The organism is Cylindrospermopsis raciborskii Cr2010 (genome assembly GCF_003367075.2).
Taxonomy (GTDB): Bacteria; Cyanobacteriota; Cyanobacteriia; order Cyanobacteriales; family Nostocaceae; genus Raphidiopsis; species Raphidiopsis raciborskii.
Genome location: NZ_CP065936.1, coordinates 882,184 through 898,815 on the forward strand (window position 1 = coordinate 882,184; position 16,632 = coordinate 898,815).

General features: G+C 40.0%; 13 protein-coding genes, 1 tRNA gene and 2 pseudogenes. 5 read left to right on the forward strand and 11 right to left on the reverse strand.

The features are described from left to right. The 4 genes and pseudogenes from C6N34_RS04050 to C6N34_RS04065 form a co-directional block, all read right to left on the reverse strand. Positions 1-1,452, reverse strand: coding sequence for a chemotaxis protein CheW (locus C6N34_RS04050; RefSeq protein ID WP_115539147.1), 1,452 nt, complete (start codon positions 1,450-1,452; stop codon positions 1-3). A 35-nt stretch (positions 1,453-1,487) separates the two neighbouring features. Further along, complete coding sequence (locus C6N34_RS04055; protein ID WP_115539148.1) at positions 1,488-2,939, reverse strand: methyl-accepting chemotaxis protein; 1,452 nt, start codon at positions 2,937-2,939, stop codon at positions 1,488-1,490. Next, positions 2,936-3,496: a chemotaxis protein CheW gene (locus C6N34_RS04060; RefSeq protein ID WP_115539149.1), complete on the reverse strand. Its 561-nt coding sequence runs from the start codon at positions 3,494-3,496 to the stop codon at positions 2,936-2,938. Before C6N34_RS04060 ends, C6N34_RS04055 begins: the two co-directional genes overlap by 4 nt. Positions 3,497-3,532: 36 nt before the next feature. After that, positions 3,533-3,970 (reverse strand): annotated as a pseudogene (locus C6N34_RS04065) (TilS substrate-binding domain-containing protein); the annotation flags it as partial. A 256-nt stretch (positions 3,971-4,226) separates the two neighbouring features. On the opposite strand from C6N34_RS04065, the gene C6N34_RS04070 reads away from it, so the two are divergent. Further along, complete coding sequence (locus C6N34_RS04070) at positions 4,227-5,300, forward strand: glycosyltransferase family 4 protein (RefSeq protein ID WP_115539150.1); 1,074 nt, start codon at positions 4,227-4,229, stop codon at positions 5,298-5,300. A 108-nt stretch (positions 5,301-5,408) separates the two neighbouring features. Here C6N34_RS04070 and C6N34_RS04075 read toward each other — a convergent pair whose 3' ends face one another. Further along, the gene (locus C6N34_RS04075) at positions 5,409-6,152 is read right to left on the reverse strand and encodes a class I SAM-dependent methyltransferase (protein WP_115539151.1); all 744 of its coding nucleotides are present in this window, start codon (positions 6,150-6,152) and stop codon (positions 5,409-5,411) included. A 190-nt stretch (positions 6,153-6,342) separates the two neighbouring features. Between C6N34_RS04075 and C6N34_RS04080 the strand changes: the two genes are divergently transcribed. Further along, positions 6,343-7,086, forward strand: coding sequence for a class I SAM-dependent methyltransferase (locus tag C6N34_RS04080; RefSeq protein ID WP_115539152.1), 744 nt, complete (start codon positions 6,343-6,345; stop codon positions 7,084-7,086). Here C6N34_RS04080 and C6N34_RS04085 read toward each other — a convergent pair. The 4 genes and pseudogenes from C6N34_RS04085 to C6N34_RS04100 form a co-directional block, all read right to left on the reverse strand. Continuing rightward, positions 7,055-7,383, reverse strand: a pseudogene (locus C6N34_RS04085) (hypothetical protein); the annotation flags it as partial. The gene C6N34_RS04080 and the pseudogene C6N34_RS04085 sit on opposite strands and share 32 nt — an antisense overlap. 103 nt (positions 7,384-7,486) lie before the next feature. After that, complete coding sequence (gene tilS, locus C6N34_RS04090; RefSeq protein ID WP_115539153.1) at positions 7,487-8,494, reverse strand: tRNA lysidine(34) synthetase TilS; 1,008 nt, start codon at positions 8,492-8,494, stop codon at positions 7,487-7,489. Positions 8,495-8,501: 7 nt separating this feature from the next. Beyond that, positions 8,502-9,767 (reverse strand): DHH family phosphoesterase, encoded by a 1,266-nt coding sequence (locus C6N34_RS04095; protein ID WP_006278786.1) that lies wholly within the window; start codon positions 9,765-9,767, stop codon positions 8,502-8,504. Positions 9,768-9,858: 91 nt separating this feature from the next. Continuing rightward, positions 9,859-10,356: an HNH endonuclease gene (locus tag C6N34_RS04100; protein ID WP_040010093.1), complete on the reverse strand. Its 498-nt coding sequence runs from the start codon at positions 10,354-10,356 to the stop codon at positions 9,859-9,861. A 143-nt stretch (positions 10,357-10,499) separates the two neighbouring features. Here C6N34_RS04100 and alr point away from each other — a divergent pair, with 143 nt between their 5' ends. The 3 genes from alr to C6N34_RS04115 all read left to right on the forward strand — a co-directional run bounded on the left by alr (position 10,500) and on the right by C6N34_RS04115 (position 12,516). Beyond that, a complete protein-coding gene (gene alr, locus C6N34_RS04105) occupies positions 10,500-11,675 on the forward strand; it encodes an alanine racemase (RefSeq protein ID WP_115539155.1) in 1,176 nt (391 codons plus the stop codon). A gap of 69 nt (positions 11,676-11,744) precedes the next feature. Continuing rightward, positions 11,745-11,826, forward strand: a tRNA-Leu gene (locus tag C6N34_RS04110). Positions 11,827-11,895: 69 nt separating this feature from the next. Continuing rightward, on the forward strand, positions 11,896-12,516 hold the full coding sequence (locus C6N34_RS04115; protein WP_006278789.1) for a hypothetical protein: 621 nt from the start codon (positions 11,896-11,898) through the stop codon (positions 12,514-12,516). A gap of 50 nt (positions 12,517-12,566) precedes the next feature. Here the strand turns inward: C6N34_RS04115 and aspS are convergent, their stop codons facing one another. Both aspS and miaB read right to left on the reverse strand, forming a co-directional pair. Continuing rightward, the gene (gene aspS, locus C6N34_RS04120) at positions 12,567-14,363 is read right to left on the reverse strand and encodes an aspartate--tRNA ligase (protein ID WP_057178551.1); all 1,797 of its coding nucleotides are present in this window, start codon (positions 14,361-14,363) and stop codon (positions 12,567-12,569) included. A gap of 113 nt (positions 14,364-14,476) precedes the next feature. Then, on the reverse strand, positions 14,477-15,820 hold the full coding sequence (gene miaB, locus C6N34_RS04125) for a tRNA (N6-isopentenyl adenosine(37)-C2)-methylthiotransferase MiaB (protein ID WP_057178550.1): 1,344 nt from the start codon (positions 15,818-15,820) through the stop codon (positions 14,477-14,479). Positions 15,821-16,632 lie beyond the last annotated feature (812 nt).

Below are 16,632 nucleotides of genomic sequence, written 5' to 3' on the forward strand. Positions count from 1 at the left end.
TTAGGTCGGTGACACTAGATTTAATTGAGTAATAATTTCCCAGGGGTCTGCTACAAAAACAATAGTACCATCGGAGTCAATGGTAACTCCTGCAAGACCAGTGGGTTTGGGTAAAATTCCCGGGAATTGTTTAACAAAGATTTCCCTTTCACCCAACACCTGGTCAACCTGGAGAGCGACTACAATATCACTACTACCGGGGTGAAGAATAACTACAGAAGTGTTTTGACCATTGTCCGTTGAGGGAGTATTAAAAATTTGACGATGAAATCCTAATACTTCAGAGAGAGTGCGTAAAGGCAAAATCCGTTCTCCCCAGCGGATAAATGGTTTACCTTTAGCATCCCTGGCCAGGTCTTTCACCAATATATCCATGGTTTCCATCACATATTCCTGATGGAAAGCAATTGTGTAGTTATGGAAAACACAACATATAGCTCCACAAGCAGTCAGACCACTTAAACTAATAGGTAACTTGATAGTCAAAGTTCTAGAGGAATCAGTGCTAATAGTGCCATAAACTTGGTGAAGAATGGGTAGCAAATTTTGGATTAGCCTATGGTAGTTAATTCCCAGAGTATTATTAGCTACAGATATAAAAGTTATAGATAGGAGATTATATTTACCCTTAACAGAAACCTGGATAGTGATTTTTCCTGCAGGTGATTTGCCAGAAGCAATGCGAACTGAAGGAGTTTTAGTTTCCTGGGACATAGCATGATGGAGTATATAAATCAGACAATCAGTCAGGTGGGGTAAAATTAGCTTATCCACAAGAGTTTCTTGTCCTTGTATAACCAAGTCTACCTTTTTGCCATACTTCACTCCATCAATAGTCACCTGATTACGTAATCGTTCACTAGCTCGAGCAAAAGGGATCCGTTGTATGCTGACACAACTATCTCGTAATTTTTCCGTGACTTGATCACACTGCTCACTTAAAGTTTGAATTTCCTCTTGAACAAAATCAATATCTACTGCGGACTCCACCATGGTGGAAGTACATTCTATAATTTCTTGGTGCAGGGAATAAAAAGGACTAGATGGGTCATTTAACTCTTGTATTCTGATACCGATCTGAGAAAGCTGTTGAATTTGAGAGAGCAGATGGTCTAAAGATTGGCACAGGTACTGGTGATTATGTGCTAGGACATGGTGACTGGTCAGCAAGTCCCCCACCAAACTTGCCATTTGATTTAAATGATCAAAAGAAATATTGACACCCTCCTTACCCGCAAGAGACGAGGGCTCTGGTATTTTGGCAACTTGGTATTTTCTCTCTGTGGGAGTAGGACCAGCTCCCTTTTCCCTGACTATTTGTGATGAGACTTGTTTAGATCCTGCCAATAAGCTATCTTCCAACTCCTTAATCAAATCTTCCAAATTCTCATCTACAGGTTTTTTTTCAGGTTTGTTTCCCGTATCTTCCCAAAAACTATTAGCATCATGCATACTTTTTGTTTTTACCTAGGTTTAAATAATGGTATTTAGGGGGAGTTAAGAGTTGCTTTCTCAATTGAGGAGTCTATATCAGCTATTATAGGAGTAATATCTTCCAGAGATTGCCTAGCTTGTTGTGCAAGTTTCGTGCTATTGATAACTCGTTGTTTACTCCCTTCCATAGTGAGTAGGATATGGTTAGTCTCCTTATCAATGTTTCCAAACATGTCTTGAATCTGCTTAATAGATTTAGCTGTCTTATCTGCTAGTTGGGATATTTCATTGGCCATAATTGCCAGTCCTCTTCCTCCTACGCCAGATTTTGTTGCTTCAATACTGACATTTAATGTTAACAAATTAGTACGAGAGGCTAATTGGGATGCTAAGGTAGCCAAGGAATTAATTTCTTGACAAGACTCGACCAAGTATTTTAGTTGAGGTTCGGTTTTTGTTAGGGTTTCTCCAACTACCAAAATTTCCGCCACCATGTTTTCCAGAGCTTCACTAACTTGACTATTAATGTCATTAACGCGATGAACCGAGGTTTGAGCTGCTTTACCTATTTTCCTGACTTCCTCTAGGGATTGGGTCATAGTTACTACGGAGTTAAGAGTGACTGCTAACTCTTTGGCTTGGCCGGAGTTTTGTTCCTGAAAAGCACGTCGAACAGATTGATGTGCCAGACCACCCATGGAAGCAGCAGTGATTCCACCTATAATTCCAGCACCTAGCGGTACTCCCCAATTGGCATTTCTCATCCATTCACGTTGGGATACCCATGAGCTGGTTCCAAAGCCAACTACAGCAGCTGTTAGGGCTGAGGTAAAACCTACTACTAGTGCGGTAGACCACTGCTGTTTTTTTAAAACAGCATTTAAGGAAGAATTTTGTCGAACGGGAACATTCTCTGGTAATGGATCTTGGGTACTTACGGATTTATCTTCTAGTAACCTTTGGTTATGGTTACCAGCTAATTCATCATGGGTATCTATGTTTTCATCCATTTCTACCGGTTCCCAAGATGAAATACTTTTTAAATCATCAAATTCATCGAAATTAACCAGGAATTCAATTTTGTCCATATCGTTATAACTATACTTTTTATCTGATTCCAAAAGGTGTGATGGATCATTTTCTTCTATATCGGAAAACAGTTGTTCCACACTACTGGGATCTCCAATGAAAGCACCATCAGAACCACTCTTTAAAGCAGAGCTGTCAGTGACTAGCTCCTGTTCAATCACTTGCAATTTTTGACGAGCTGAACCTAGTATTTCTTGATTATTTGTTAAACCCAGTACCCGATCATATTCCGCTTTGGCAACCTTAAATTTTCCTAGAGCATAGTATATATTACCCCGCAACAGGTGGGAATTAGGGTCTTCTCCTAAAATGCTGACTACTTGGTCTATTAGAGTAGCAGCACTTTGATAATCACCTCTTATGTAAGCTGTTAATGCCTGCTGATATTTGGAATTTGGCTCATCTGTACTTATCATTTCTCCTCCTGATTAAATTTGACCATACTTGCCCATTTATCGCTTTGCAGAATTATTTTTTGATTAATCAGTTTTACGGACTTGTTATTTTCACTATCTAGCCATTCCCCGTGAACAAAAGGAACTGTGTCATCTGGTACATCGGTTGGAGCTACTACAGATTCCATATCTAACCAAAACGTAGCACATATTTGGTCTACTGCTAAACCAATTATGGTGTCTTCATACTCAGTCGTAATAACTGATACTTGTGATCTACGTTCTAGATTTAAAGGTATCATTTCTCCCATAAACTTTCCTAAGTCTACTACCCAAATTAACCGACTTCGCCAATTGACTACTCCTAAAACCAATGGGGAGGTGTTAGGAATGGGTATGATTTGATTGGGAGTAACTTCTATTACCTCTTTGATGCTAATTAAGGGTAGGGCAAATTCCTCGGGTGAGGACAAATAAAACCTCAGATACAACTCGTCTTTTAAAGACGGGGATTGATTGAGACCTTTAGTATCAGTATTTTCTGGTAATTTGGCGTGTCGGTTTTGGCGAGTGATCATATTTTCGGGAGTTTTCCAAGTGGGTTGTGGCCCATTCTAACTTTCTTTTTCTGTTGGAGTTAGAAACGGTTGTCGAATAACTATGGAAGCATTTTCTACTATTGCTATGCTACCACCAGGAAAAGGATCACTTTGAGAACGGTTGGGGGCGTTAATTAAATCCGTGATTTTTTCAATATGATCAAAATTGGGGGTTTGTGGTAACGCTTCCTGCAATATTTGACGGATCACCCGGCATTGGAGAGCTAAGGGCTGTTGTTTTAATAAATGACGATTCAGACGTAAATCACCATTTTCACACTTTGTTAAGGCTTGTAACCGCAACTGGTGAGCTACTTGTTCTAGATACTCTACTTCTGCTCGTAACAACTCTGCTGTATGAGATAAATGGGATTCCACCTGGGGGTTGAAGTTTGCTGCAAGATAGGGGAGTAACTGCTGACGAATACGATTTCGGGGGTACTGTAAATTTTGTGGAATGGTAAATCCCAACTAGTTGCTAGATTTTTTAATAGCCTAATTAAATGGCTACATATATTATGCTTGCACGCATTTAATCAAAGCCGCAATATATAAAACTCAGATTGGTAAATTAATTACCCGATGTCAAAGCAAAAATAATTAATCACTGGAGGCTGAAAAATTATCACAAAAATATAGTATTCCTATTTAATTTGTAGAGTTACTCATGTATGATGATAACTGCAATTTTTAATTGAGGATATTAATAATGAGTCAACCGACTTACAAATTATTATTTATGTCCACAGGTGTTGGTGCTTTGGGTTCAGGGTTAGGTGGTGGAATAGAAGTCACCCTCCCCAATATTGTCAAAGCAATGCAGCAAAGAGGACACACAATAGATATTGTCGCACCAGCAGGTTCTCGCAGTGGTTCGTTACCTTTGATAGAAATACCCGGAAATACACAAAATGCCGCCCAAGATCAAAAGTATGATGCAGAAATAGGGATTCCGACAAATTCAGTTTTAGCAAATATGTGGAGTTATGCTTATCAAGTACAGGGAAATTATGATTTAATTTTGAATTTTAGCTATGATTGGTTGCCATTATATTTAACGCAATTTTTTCATCGTCCAGTTGCCCATTTAATTAGTATGAGTTCTTTACTGGATGCGATGGATGATATGATTGCCAAGGTAGCAACTCAGTTTCCCCATGCTATTGGTGTTCACTCAAAAACACAAGCTGCAACTTTTCCTTGCCCTGATGAATGTGTTTGTTTATTTAATGGATTAGACTTGTCTTTGTATCAGTTTTGTGATCAACCTGGTAATAGCTTAGGTTGGGTAGGCCGCATAGCACCAGAAAAAGGTTTAGAAGATGCGGTAGCAGCAGCAAATACTTTAGGAATGCCTCTAAAAATCTTTGGTTTGATGCAAAATGAGGAATATTGGCAGCAAGTTCGTCAAGCGTATCCCGATGCACAGATAGATTACCAAGGATTTGTCTCTACAAACGAATTACAAGCGGGACTGAGGGAATGTCAAGCTATGTTAGCTACTCCCCACTGGATAGACGCTTTCCCCACTGTAGGTTTAGAATCTTTAGCTTGTGGAGTACCGGTGATTGCTTATAGTCGGGGCGGTTTAGTGGAAATAGTGGAAGATGGCAAAACTGGGTTTTTGGTTGAGCCAGATAGTGTACAAGGTTTAATAGATGCTGTTAAACGGGTACACACTATTGATCGTCAAAATTGTCGCCAGCAAGCAGAGAGTTTATATTCTTTGGCAGCAATGGGCGCTCGTGTAGAACAATGGTTTGAGAAGATTTTAAACAGATAAGAAAAAATCAATAGTTTGCTTATTCCTTATCTGTTTTTACTGAACATGATATGACAGCAAAATATTCAAAATCTTTTGGGGTAAGCATCTTGCTTACCTCCAATTATTTTATGATACTTGGCGTAAACGTTGAGCTTCTGCACCAAAATTCGGATTTTCAATTACATGATTGGGTTGACTCCATTGAGAGTTTTTTAGTGTAATTAAGGAAAAGCAATCACACAAAATATCGCCACACCAATTAACTATTTCTTGGTGAAAACATTGTAAGCCAGCCTCTTGGGAGTATTGCTCAAATAGTTTAGCAGTCATGCTTTCTGCTCGCCAATGAATGTTTTCTACCTCTAGCTTTCCAGTAGCGGGATTGAGATAATTGCCCAAGTTAGAATGATGGATAAATCCTACACCATTGGGTTTAAGTTTCAGGGCTATCTGTTGTAAATAGGATTTAATGACATCTTTTTCCACATGGACTAAGGAATCAAAACTAAAAATGAAATCAATAGATTCATCTTCAATCATGGTTAATGATTTTCCATCATTGACATGATATGTAATGTGAGAACAATCTGCAAAGCGTTCTTGACAAGCGGCAATACACTTTTCAGTTAAATCTACGATAATTAAATCTTGACAATAATCCTTTAGGTATTGTGTCCAACGTCCAAAACCAGGAGCTATTTCTAATATTGTTGTTCCTGTTTTTGTCTCAGGAATAAAGGTTTTAATTCGCGGATGTATAGTTCCAAAAAAACAGTTATCTGTTCCACCCCATGGACTCGACCATTCATTACCCTGTTGGGTCCAATCGTAATTAGACCATGTATTTAAGTTTTCCTGAACACTAGGCATTTTGATCTCCTATCAATGAAAATATGTTAAAAATACAAAGGTACAGCACTTAGGCTAGAGTGTGTACTTAGAATCATACAGCAGTTTAGGTCAATTTCCGATACAATTGTGAAATTGATGTGCTTTTAGGCATAATATCAAATATTACGCATGATTTAGCTAAATTATTGTATTCAGCAGGTAGAAAAATATGATCACACCACCTATTCCATCTTTTTTAAATAGCTTTTGGGAAGATGCTTTTAGTTTAAAGCAACATCTTCAGGGATTTTTAAGTTTGGATGAGCAAACATTAGAAAGTAAATTAGCTGCTGGTCAAAAAGAAATGGCTGAGTTAGGCCATAAAGATTTTGACTGGGAAAAAGCTACAGCTTTCTATCAGTATCAGGTGAAAAATGAGTATCTTTTTGAGCTTGGAGCTTGGCATTTAAACAGTCATGATTATATTGGTAATACTTTACTATTAATTGCCAAATATGCCCAAGGTAGGGTATTAGATTTTGGTGGGGGAATTGGTACTCATGCTATTGGTGCTGCACGTTCGCCAAATGTTAAAGAGGTGTTTTATTTTGATATTAATCCGATTAATTGCGAGTTTTTCGAATATCGAGCTAAACAATTAGGGTTAGACAAAAAAATAGTTTTGTGTCAAGAAATGCCTAGTTCAGAAATGTTTGATACTATTGTTTGTTTTGATGTTTTAGAGCATTTACCAGATCCTATTCAGCAATTACTTACGTTTCATCAGTCTTTAGATGATGCAGGAAAAATCATTATGAATTGGTATTTCTTTAAAGGTTTTAATCAAGAATATCCTTTTCACCATGATGAACCAGAATTGCTAGATAGGTTTTTTCAGACATTACAAACTAAATTTGTAGAAGTTTTTCATCCTTATTTAATTACTGCTCGTTGTTATCGCAAATGGATTTAATTTCATGGAAAATTTCTAATATTCCCTGATCTGCATCTAATGTTGCTTGTACCCCCACAGGTAAAGCTGCATTAGGGCTATCATGACCAAAGGGTAAATCGGAAACAATGGGAATATTGAGATCAGATAAGCGATCGCCCAAAACCTCCTCTATACTCAAACTGGGTATATTCGGAGGTGCATCACTGTACCACCACCCCAACCATTACCCTTTAAAGGTGCGATCGCTCGACCTGCTAAAATATCAAGTAACCGTTTCATTGACCATTCTGGCTCATCTTTGAGGGGGAGCATCAGCATTTTCTGGTAATTTGCCATGTAGGTTCTGGCGAGGGTCTGTTACAAAGTCCGGTTTGCTGACCATATTTTCGGGAGTTTTCCAAGTGGGTTGTAGCCCATTCTAACTTTCTTTTTCTCTTGGAGTTAGAATGGGTTGTTGAATAACTATGGAAGCATTTTCTACTATTGCTATGCTACCACCAGGAAAAGGATCACTTTGAGAACGATTGGGGGCGTTAATTAAATCTGTGATTTTTTCAATATGATCAAAATTGGGGGTTTGTGGTAACGCTTCATGCAATATTTGACGGATCACCCGGCGTTGGAGAGCTAAGGGCTGTTGTTTCAATAAATGACGATTCAGATGTAAATCACCATTTTCACACTTTGTTAAGGCTTGTAACCTCAACTGGTGAGCTATTTGTTCTAGATACTCTACTTCTGCTCGCAACAACTCTGCTGTATGAGATAAATGGGATTCCACCTGGGGGTTGAAGTTTGCTGCAAGATAGGGGAGTAACTGCTGACGAATACGATTTCGGGGGTACTGTAAATTTTGATTTGTGCTATCCACCCAAACTGGTAGGTCAAAGTCTTGGCAAAATTTTCCAGTTTGTTCCCGGGTAATCTCTAACAGGGGACGAACTAACATCGTCTTCTTCCCTAAAGATCTTTGCCAATTTAAGGACTGTAAACCATCAGCACCACTCCCCCGAATCAGATTATATATTAAGGTCTCCGCTCGATCACTACTGGTGTGTCCCGTAACGATGTATTTATAACCATAATCTTCAGCAATTTCCCTAAATACTCCATATCGCCAATTCCTAGCATCAGCTTCGCTATTTACCGGATCAGTGGCAATTTGTAAGTGGAATGGTAAATCCCAACTAGTTGCTAGATTTTTTACATGATCCGCGTTCGCTTGGGAATCTTCTCGCCAACGATGATCACAATGGGCGATCGCCAGTTTCCACTTCCATTTAACTTGTAAGTCCACCAACAACTTAATTAAACACAGTGAGTCCTGTCCACCGGATAGGGCAACCAATAAATGTTCATGGGGTGCAAATAAATGACGATTCCGGATTGTGCGATGTATTTTAGCGTGTAAAGAAGTCCATGCCATGTATTAACTAGATTGGGTTATCCTTGGGATTGACTAGTTTTAATAGTTTCTGTTTAATTTGGGCATCGAAAACTTCCCACTTAATCTTAGCGTATGCGGAATTCTCATTACCACCAGACAGGAATCCCATGGGAATCTCAAACCCACCAGCGCCAGTGCGTCCACCGCCAAAAAATCTTCCCGTACTATCTTGTCCAAAAGCTTCTTTAATAAACTCATCCGGATCTAAGGTCAACTTTGTAGTTCTCAAGGATCCAATCACCACTTCCAACTCATCGTCCTCATCATGTACTATTCCATATACCATGGCAGTATGCACATTTTCTTCTGTCACCAAAAAATCCGCCGCTTGAGGTATGGCATCCCGGTCATCATACCGCAAATAACCAACACCAGCTATAGAAAAGTTATTCTGGACAATGCGATTTTTCAGAGAACGCTCAATAACATCCATTACACGCTTAGAGCGATTAGCTTGTAGAATGGCATTAAGTAGTTGAGCATCATAGAACTTGCTCAGGTATGCAGCAGCCATAAAATCTTCTTCCTGGGCTTGCATTAACCGGTTAGTATCAGATCTTAACCCATGCATCAATGCTGTAGCACATTTCACATGCTGTCCCATACTGCTATCCAGGGTGAGTAGACCTGACTGTAAATACTGGGTAAAAATAGTTGCTGTTGCTCGCACGTATGGACGAACATCAGTAAACTCGGCCTTGAGTTCCCCCTGTAAACTATGATGATCTACCAGGGTAATCAAAGGGATTCCAGCTTGCTGAAGGGCAGACGTTAAAGCAGAAGTAGTTCCTTGATTATCAATCAAGACAAAACCCTGATAAGAAACCAAATCTTTGGTTTTAATGCTTTGTGCTGTACAGCGTTGAGCAGGTAAGGCAGTGAGTTTAACTAAAGCGATATTTTCCTGATGGCTGAGAGTGCCCGCATAAATAATTTCACACTTGATGTCATACTGTTGAGCAATCAGTTGATATGCCCAAGCACTAGAGAGAGCATCCGGGTCAGGAAAGTCTTGGAGGATGACCAAATGGCGCTCGTGTCGGTGGGCGAGAAGAGTTTTTTGTAATTCTTCTGACTTTTGAGCGCCCAGGGAACGGGAAGCATTAGCAATGTTCCCATCACCATTAGATGGTAGCGCCTGAGTTCGATGCAATGGAGGAATGTCAACCGTAGTCTCTATTTCTATATCCTCCCCCTTTGGCTCTGTGGTCAGCGTGAAAGTCTCAATTTGAGAAACACTAGAATTCAACATGGTGCGGACAGTTCTAATTGTTATGGAATTATATATCTATATGATCTGTTTAATCCTTTTCACCCAAACATCCCCATTCCCAGTTAATTGGTTAAAGTCCTATAACATATTTTTGCCACTCCTGATGAAGTCCACTTTTCAGATGTTTCGTTACCTCAAAGTAGAGACTACTATGAGGTTGGCGCGGCGGATACCGTAATGGCATCCGGGCTTCTTGGGGGGTGCGACAGCCTTTTTTGACGTTGCAACGTACACAAGCAGTAACAATATTCTCCCAAGTGTCACCTCCACCACGAGATCGGGGTATTACATGGTCCAATGTCAGATCATCACCGGTACAGCCACAGTATTGACAAGTGTGACTATCACGGTGAAAAATGTTTCGACGTGTAAGTGGGATTTCTTTGTATGGAACGCGGACATAATGACGCAACCGAATTACGGTTGGCAGTGGAAAATCGGAACAGAGGAATTTGCCATTGTGTTCCACATGTTCTGCTTTGCCTTTAATCAACAAAACGATGGCACGTCGCCAAGTGGTAATGTTGAGCGGTTCGTAGGAGGCGTTTAGGACTAAAACCTTCCCCATTGATTTTAGCTCAAGGTATTAGTTTTGAACATTCTAACACAAATATACCTTTTTAGACAGATGAGACAGCCCAAAGGTTAAAAATGGTAGTTAAATAGGGGTGAGAATTTTACATCTCCCCACTTTCAAAACAGGGAGATTACATGAAAATGCTTATTGTGCAAGATACTTACGCTTGGTTTTCACAACGTGCCTGGGTAGAAATTGATTTAGGAGCCTTGTCTAATAATGTGAAGCAGTTAGTAGGGTTTTTATCCCCAGGAAGCCAATTGATGGCTGTAGTCAAGGCGGATGCCTACGGACACGGTGCTGTTACTGTAGCTACAACTGTTTTAGCTGCGGGGGCCACCTGGCTAGGAGTAGCTACAGTTACCGAGGGTATTCAATTGCGGGAGGCTGGAATTAGGGCCCCAATCCTGATTTTGGGTGCTACCCATACACCAGAACAAATTCATGCTATCACCTCTTGGCAACTGGAACCTACTTTATGTAGTCCAGGACAAGCTTTAATATTTTCTGATTTATTAAATTCTATTGACTATAATTATGAATTGCCAGTTCATATTAAGTTAGATACAGGAATGTCAAGACTAGGTGCTGACTGGCAACAAGCGGGTCAATTTGCTCAGTTGGTGCAAGGACTGCCTCGGTTACATATTGCTAGTGTTTATTCTCACTTTGCTACAGCGGATAGTCCTGATACCACAATTATGGAACAACAGCATGCAAGATTCCAACAGGCGATCGCTCAAATTAGGGCAATGGGCATAAAAATACCAAGTTTACACCTAGCCAATTCTGCTGCTACCCTAGGGAACAAAGAATTACACTATGACATGGTGCGTGCGGGACTAGCCATTTATGGACTTTATCCAGCTGCTCACCAGAGAAATCATTTGCAACTGCGTCCCGCACTACAGGTAAAAGCGAGAATCACACATATAAAAACAATTAGTGAAGGAACAGGGGTAAGTTATGGGCATAAATTTATTGCTCCTAGAGAAATGCGAATTGGAGTAGTTGGTATTGGTTATGCTGATGGAGTGCCCAGAAGTCTTTCTAACCAAATGGATGTATTGGTGCAGGGTCAAAGAGTTAAGCAGATTGGTATGATTACTATGGATCAACTGATGATAGATATTAGTTCCCTGGTGGAAGTAGAGGAAGGGGAAATAGTCACCCTATTAGGGGAACAGGGAGAAGAGAACATCACAGCGGATGATTGGGCAAATCAATTGAACACTATTTCCTGGGAAATCATTTGTGGGTTCAAACATCGTCTACCCCGTGTGGCTATAGGGATTGATGGAGAAATTTGATCAAAAAGAAAAAAAATAGCAGATCCCTCTTGCCAAGGAAAAGTTGCTATGATAGTATTAGATACTAATGCGGATGTGGCGGAATTGGCAGACGCGCTAGATTTAGGTTCTAGTTCCGACAGGAGTGAAGGTTCAAGTCCTTTCATCCGCATTATATAAACCCGTTTACAAGCTACTGAGTGCTTATGAGGTAATAGAAACATAACGGTTTAGTAGTTTTATGGATAATATACAACGTCCATCAATTCTCAAAGTCGGTGAAACCTATACCTTTCGGAAATACTTTGATTTAAAATTTGCCCCTGGTGACATTTTAAGAGAATTAGGTGCAAATTTAATTAAGAGTAGGATTGACCTACCAACGAGTAAGAATGAGATTACTAGATTGGAGGATTTAAAACAGAGATTAGAAGAAGCAATTCAAATAGTCAATCTCACTAGCGAAGCAGCTAGAAGAGAGGTTTTAATAGCCCCGATTTTATTAGAAATTGCCCACATTACCCGATCCAGCATTAATATAGAATACCCTATAGAAATCAACCAATTTTTGCGGGGAGATTTAGATTACTACCTAAAATCTGAACACCAAATATTGGTTGTGGAAGCCAAACAAGCGGATTTAACTAGAGGTTTTACCCAACTTGCTGTGGAGCTAATTGCTCTAAATGAATGGATATGGAGGACTGAACCTATATTGTACGGAGCAGTAACCACAGGAGAAATTTGGCAATTTGGCAGTTTTCAACCTGAGAGCAAACTGGTTACCCAAGATCTAATGCTATATCGCGTCCCTATGGATTTGGAAATACTCATGAAAGTATTAGTGGGCATCTTAACATAGCCAAAGGCTGTGGGTTTACAGCCTTTTTCTACCCATGTTTAAATAATAGGTCAAAGGCTACTTTCTTTAGGTTTTACAGTGGAATTCACATGAAGTTCTTTTAACTGCTTAATCTCTACCGTTGCAGGTGCATCAGTCAATAAACAGCGAGCTTGTTGGGTTTTAGGAAAAGCGATCACATCACGAATGGACTCTTCCTGAGCTAGTAACATAACTAGTCTATCCACCCCATAAGCGATTCCACCATGGGGAGGTGTGCCATACTCAAAAGCTTCTAAAAGAAAACCAAATTTGTTTCGTGCTTCCTCTGAACTAAGCCCAATAGTCTCAAATACTCGCGCTTGTACTTCTCGTTGATAAATCCTTAAACTTCCTCCACCTACTTCAAATCCATTCAACACTAAATCATAGGCTTGAGCGCGAGCAGTCTTCAAATCATGTAAATCATCCGGGTGAGGAGCGGTAAATGGATGATGTAAAGCTTCTAATCTTTTTTCGTTAGCATTCCATTCAAACATAGGAAATTCCGTAATCCAGAGGAAGTTGATCTTCCCAGGGGGAATTAAGTTAAACTCCCTAGCAATAAACTGACGCAATCTATCTAAAGTCTTATTAACAACAGAAGCATCAGCAGCAGCAAAAAGTAACAAGTGTCCCTCTTTTGCAGCAGTTCTAGTTAAAATTTCTTGTTTTTGTGCTGCCGTTAAATTGTCCTTAATTGCACCAATAGTGTCAATTTCCCCATTGTCCCTAACCCGAATATATGCTAAACCTTTTGCACCAGCTTCTGCTGCTTCCCGAAAAATGTCTCCACCGGGTTTAATCCGTACGTTGGAGATGGCATCATTCCCATGGGGAATAGGTAAGATTTTCACCATACCCCCCCCAGCAACCACATCCCTGAACACCTTGAAACCACAATCTTGGACTACGTCAGAAACATCTACTAGTTCCAAACCATAGCGGGTATCTGGTTTGTCCGTACCATACTTATTCATGGCATCCTGATATCTTAACCGGGGGAAGGGATGGGGTAAGTCAATATCTTGAACGGTTTTGAAAATGTGACAAACTAATTTTTCGTTCAGCTGGATAATTTCCTCTTCTGACATGAAACTCATTTCCATATCCAGTTGGGTAAACTCCGGTTGTCGATCTGCACGCAAATCCTCATCCCGAAAACAGCGAGCAATTTGATAGTACCTATCCATCCCCGACACCATTAATATTTGTTTGAACAACTGCGGGGATTGGGGTAGGGCAAACCATTGACCTTCATTAACCCGACTAGGAAGGATATAGTCCCGAGCACCTTCAGGAGTAGAACGGGTCAAAACAGGAGTTTCTATTTCTATAAAACCCTCCTGGTCTTCTAAATAACGACGCATGGCTTTGACCACTTGATGGCGCAGTTGTATGTTCTTAGCCATCCTTTCCCGTCGTAAGTCCAAATAACGATATTTTAACCGCACGTCCTCCCTCACATTCTCCGTCTCCCCACTGGAAACCTGAAAAGGTAAATTCTTACTAACGGAATTGAGTAGTTCTATATGATCTGCGTATACTTCTACTTCACCCGTGAGCAAACGGGGATTCAGGGATTCAGCTGGACGCTCCGTCACTCTACCAGTGATTTTGAGGACGTATTCGTTGCGTATGCTATTGGCTATTTGATAAGATTCTGGAGTGCGCTGTGGATCGCTTACAACTTGCACAATACCAGAGCGATCGCGCAGGTCTAGGAAAATTACACCTCCATGATCGCGGTGACGGTCTACCCAACCATATAATATTACATTTTCTCCAATATGATGTTTTCGAGGTTCTCCGCAATAGTGAGTTCGCATAGTAAGTTCTTTTTTCGGTCTGAATAAATAAATGTCAAGATTTGCCCATTGTAGATTATAGGCAAAAAGCAGGCAAAGATTTGAGAATATAGATAGTTTGACCTATGAAGATCTTACTCCACCAGTTCACCACTTAAACTAAAAGCGCGAACCTCCTGAATTTGTACCCTGACCATTTTTCCTCTCAGTTGATTGATATCCCCCTGAAAGAAGGCCAGACGGTTTCCCCTGGTTCTACCCATGACCTGGGATTGATCCTTGGGATTTTGATCTTCTACCAATACTTCCTCCATTCTCCCTAGGTAACGCTGCGATCGCTGTGCTGCTTTCACATTAACTAAGTGATTCAATCTTTGCAGGCGATCGCTCTTGATTTCTTCACTCAACTGATTATCCCACAGTGCTGCTGGAGTACCGGGACGGGGTGAGTAAGCAGCAGTATTTAAATGGTCAAATCCAATGTCATCAACCAATTGTAGAGTATTTTCAAACTGTATTTCTGTTTCTCCGGGAAATCCCACAATAGCATCTGCGCTGATAGAAGCATCTGGCATATAGCTACGAATTGTGTTAATGATCCGCCGATATTTCTCTTGAGTATAACCTCGGGACATGGCCTTCAATATTTCATTATCCCCGGACTGGAAGGGAATATGAAAGTGTTCACAAATTTTGGGTAGCTCTGCACATGCTTTGATCAGCCTTTCTGTAAAGTAGCGAGGATGACTAGTAGCGAATCTAATTCTTTCAATACCCGGCACATCGTGGACATAATAGAGTAAATCGGTAAAGGTGTGCAGATGGCGACCTTCAGCGGTTGAACCGGGTAAATCTCTGCCATAAGCATCAATATTTTGACCCAAAAGAGTGATTTCCCGATAACCCTGTTGACCCAGAATTTCCATTTCTCCACGAATAGCTTCAGGGGTACGAGACTGTTCCACACCCCGGACATTAGGGACTACACAATAGGTACAACGTTCATTACAACCGTAAATTACGTTCACCCAAGCAGTTACCCGACTATCACGACGGGGCTGGGTAATATCCTCTAATATGTGTACCTCTTCTGTAGCTACTACTTGATTACCCGCAAAAACCGAATCCAATAAATCCTTCAAGCGGTTAGCATATTGGGGACCCATAACCAAATCTAATTCTGGCACTCGTCGCAACAAAGCCTGGCCTTCTTGTTGTGCCACACAGCCAGCAACAACCAGAGTCAAATCCGGTTCTTGGTGTTTACGTTTAGCCTGTCTACCCAAATAAGAGTAAACCTTTTGTTCTGCATTGTCCCGAATAGTGCAAGTATTGTAGACAATCAGATTAGCATTCTGAGGATTTTCTGACCATTCAAAGCCCATATCTTCCAGTATACCAGCCATGCGCTCTGAGTCAGCTTTATTCATTTGGCAACCGAATGTGGTAATGTGATAACGACGAGGTAAACCATTCATAGTAAATTACGCTTAATCAATATTACTTACTTTGCTTACTTTATAGTAGCGAGGAATTAGCAATTAACCTAATATAACCTTTTCCTAATTATTTAGAATGAGCTATTAGTCTGTAAATCAATCTTCCTCTATCATATATATGATAAATTAGTCAATATATCCTAGGGTAGATATTAACTATATCTTAGGATAGATGAGACAGGGGGGAAAACGTTATATCTTCTACATGAGATATAACTAAGGTCTATTCGTAGGGAATACTCTAGTCAGAGCTGGGTTGTTTTAACAATTGCAGTTAATCAATTATCAAATTTCTCAGTTGCATTCCCCCTTGCTTGCAAAAAACATTAATGACTTCAAAATACCTCTAAAAGGTCTCTACCTACATAGAAACTAATTAGGGGTATTTTTATCGATTCTGAATCAGGATTGGTTAATACAAAAATCATCACTTATCATCACTCAATCATATATAGCTGTAGCCATCAAGATTAGGACATAAACTAGTCAACTATAAGAGTTCCCATAATTAAACTGTACTACTAATATTTGATATTCCCCTATTTGCTAAAGAGCGATCGCTTGTAGGTAGGTACAATTATTTATAGGATAGGTTGGGGGTGTTGGGTTTCATACTTCAACCCAACCTACATTTTCTTATATTTAATTCCACTCACTAGTATTTGATATTCGCGATCGCTTGTAGGTAGGTACAATTATTTATAGGATAGGTTGGGGGTGTTGGGTTTCATACTTCAACCCAACCTACATTTTCTTATATTTAATTCCACTCACTAGTATTTGATATTCGC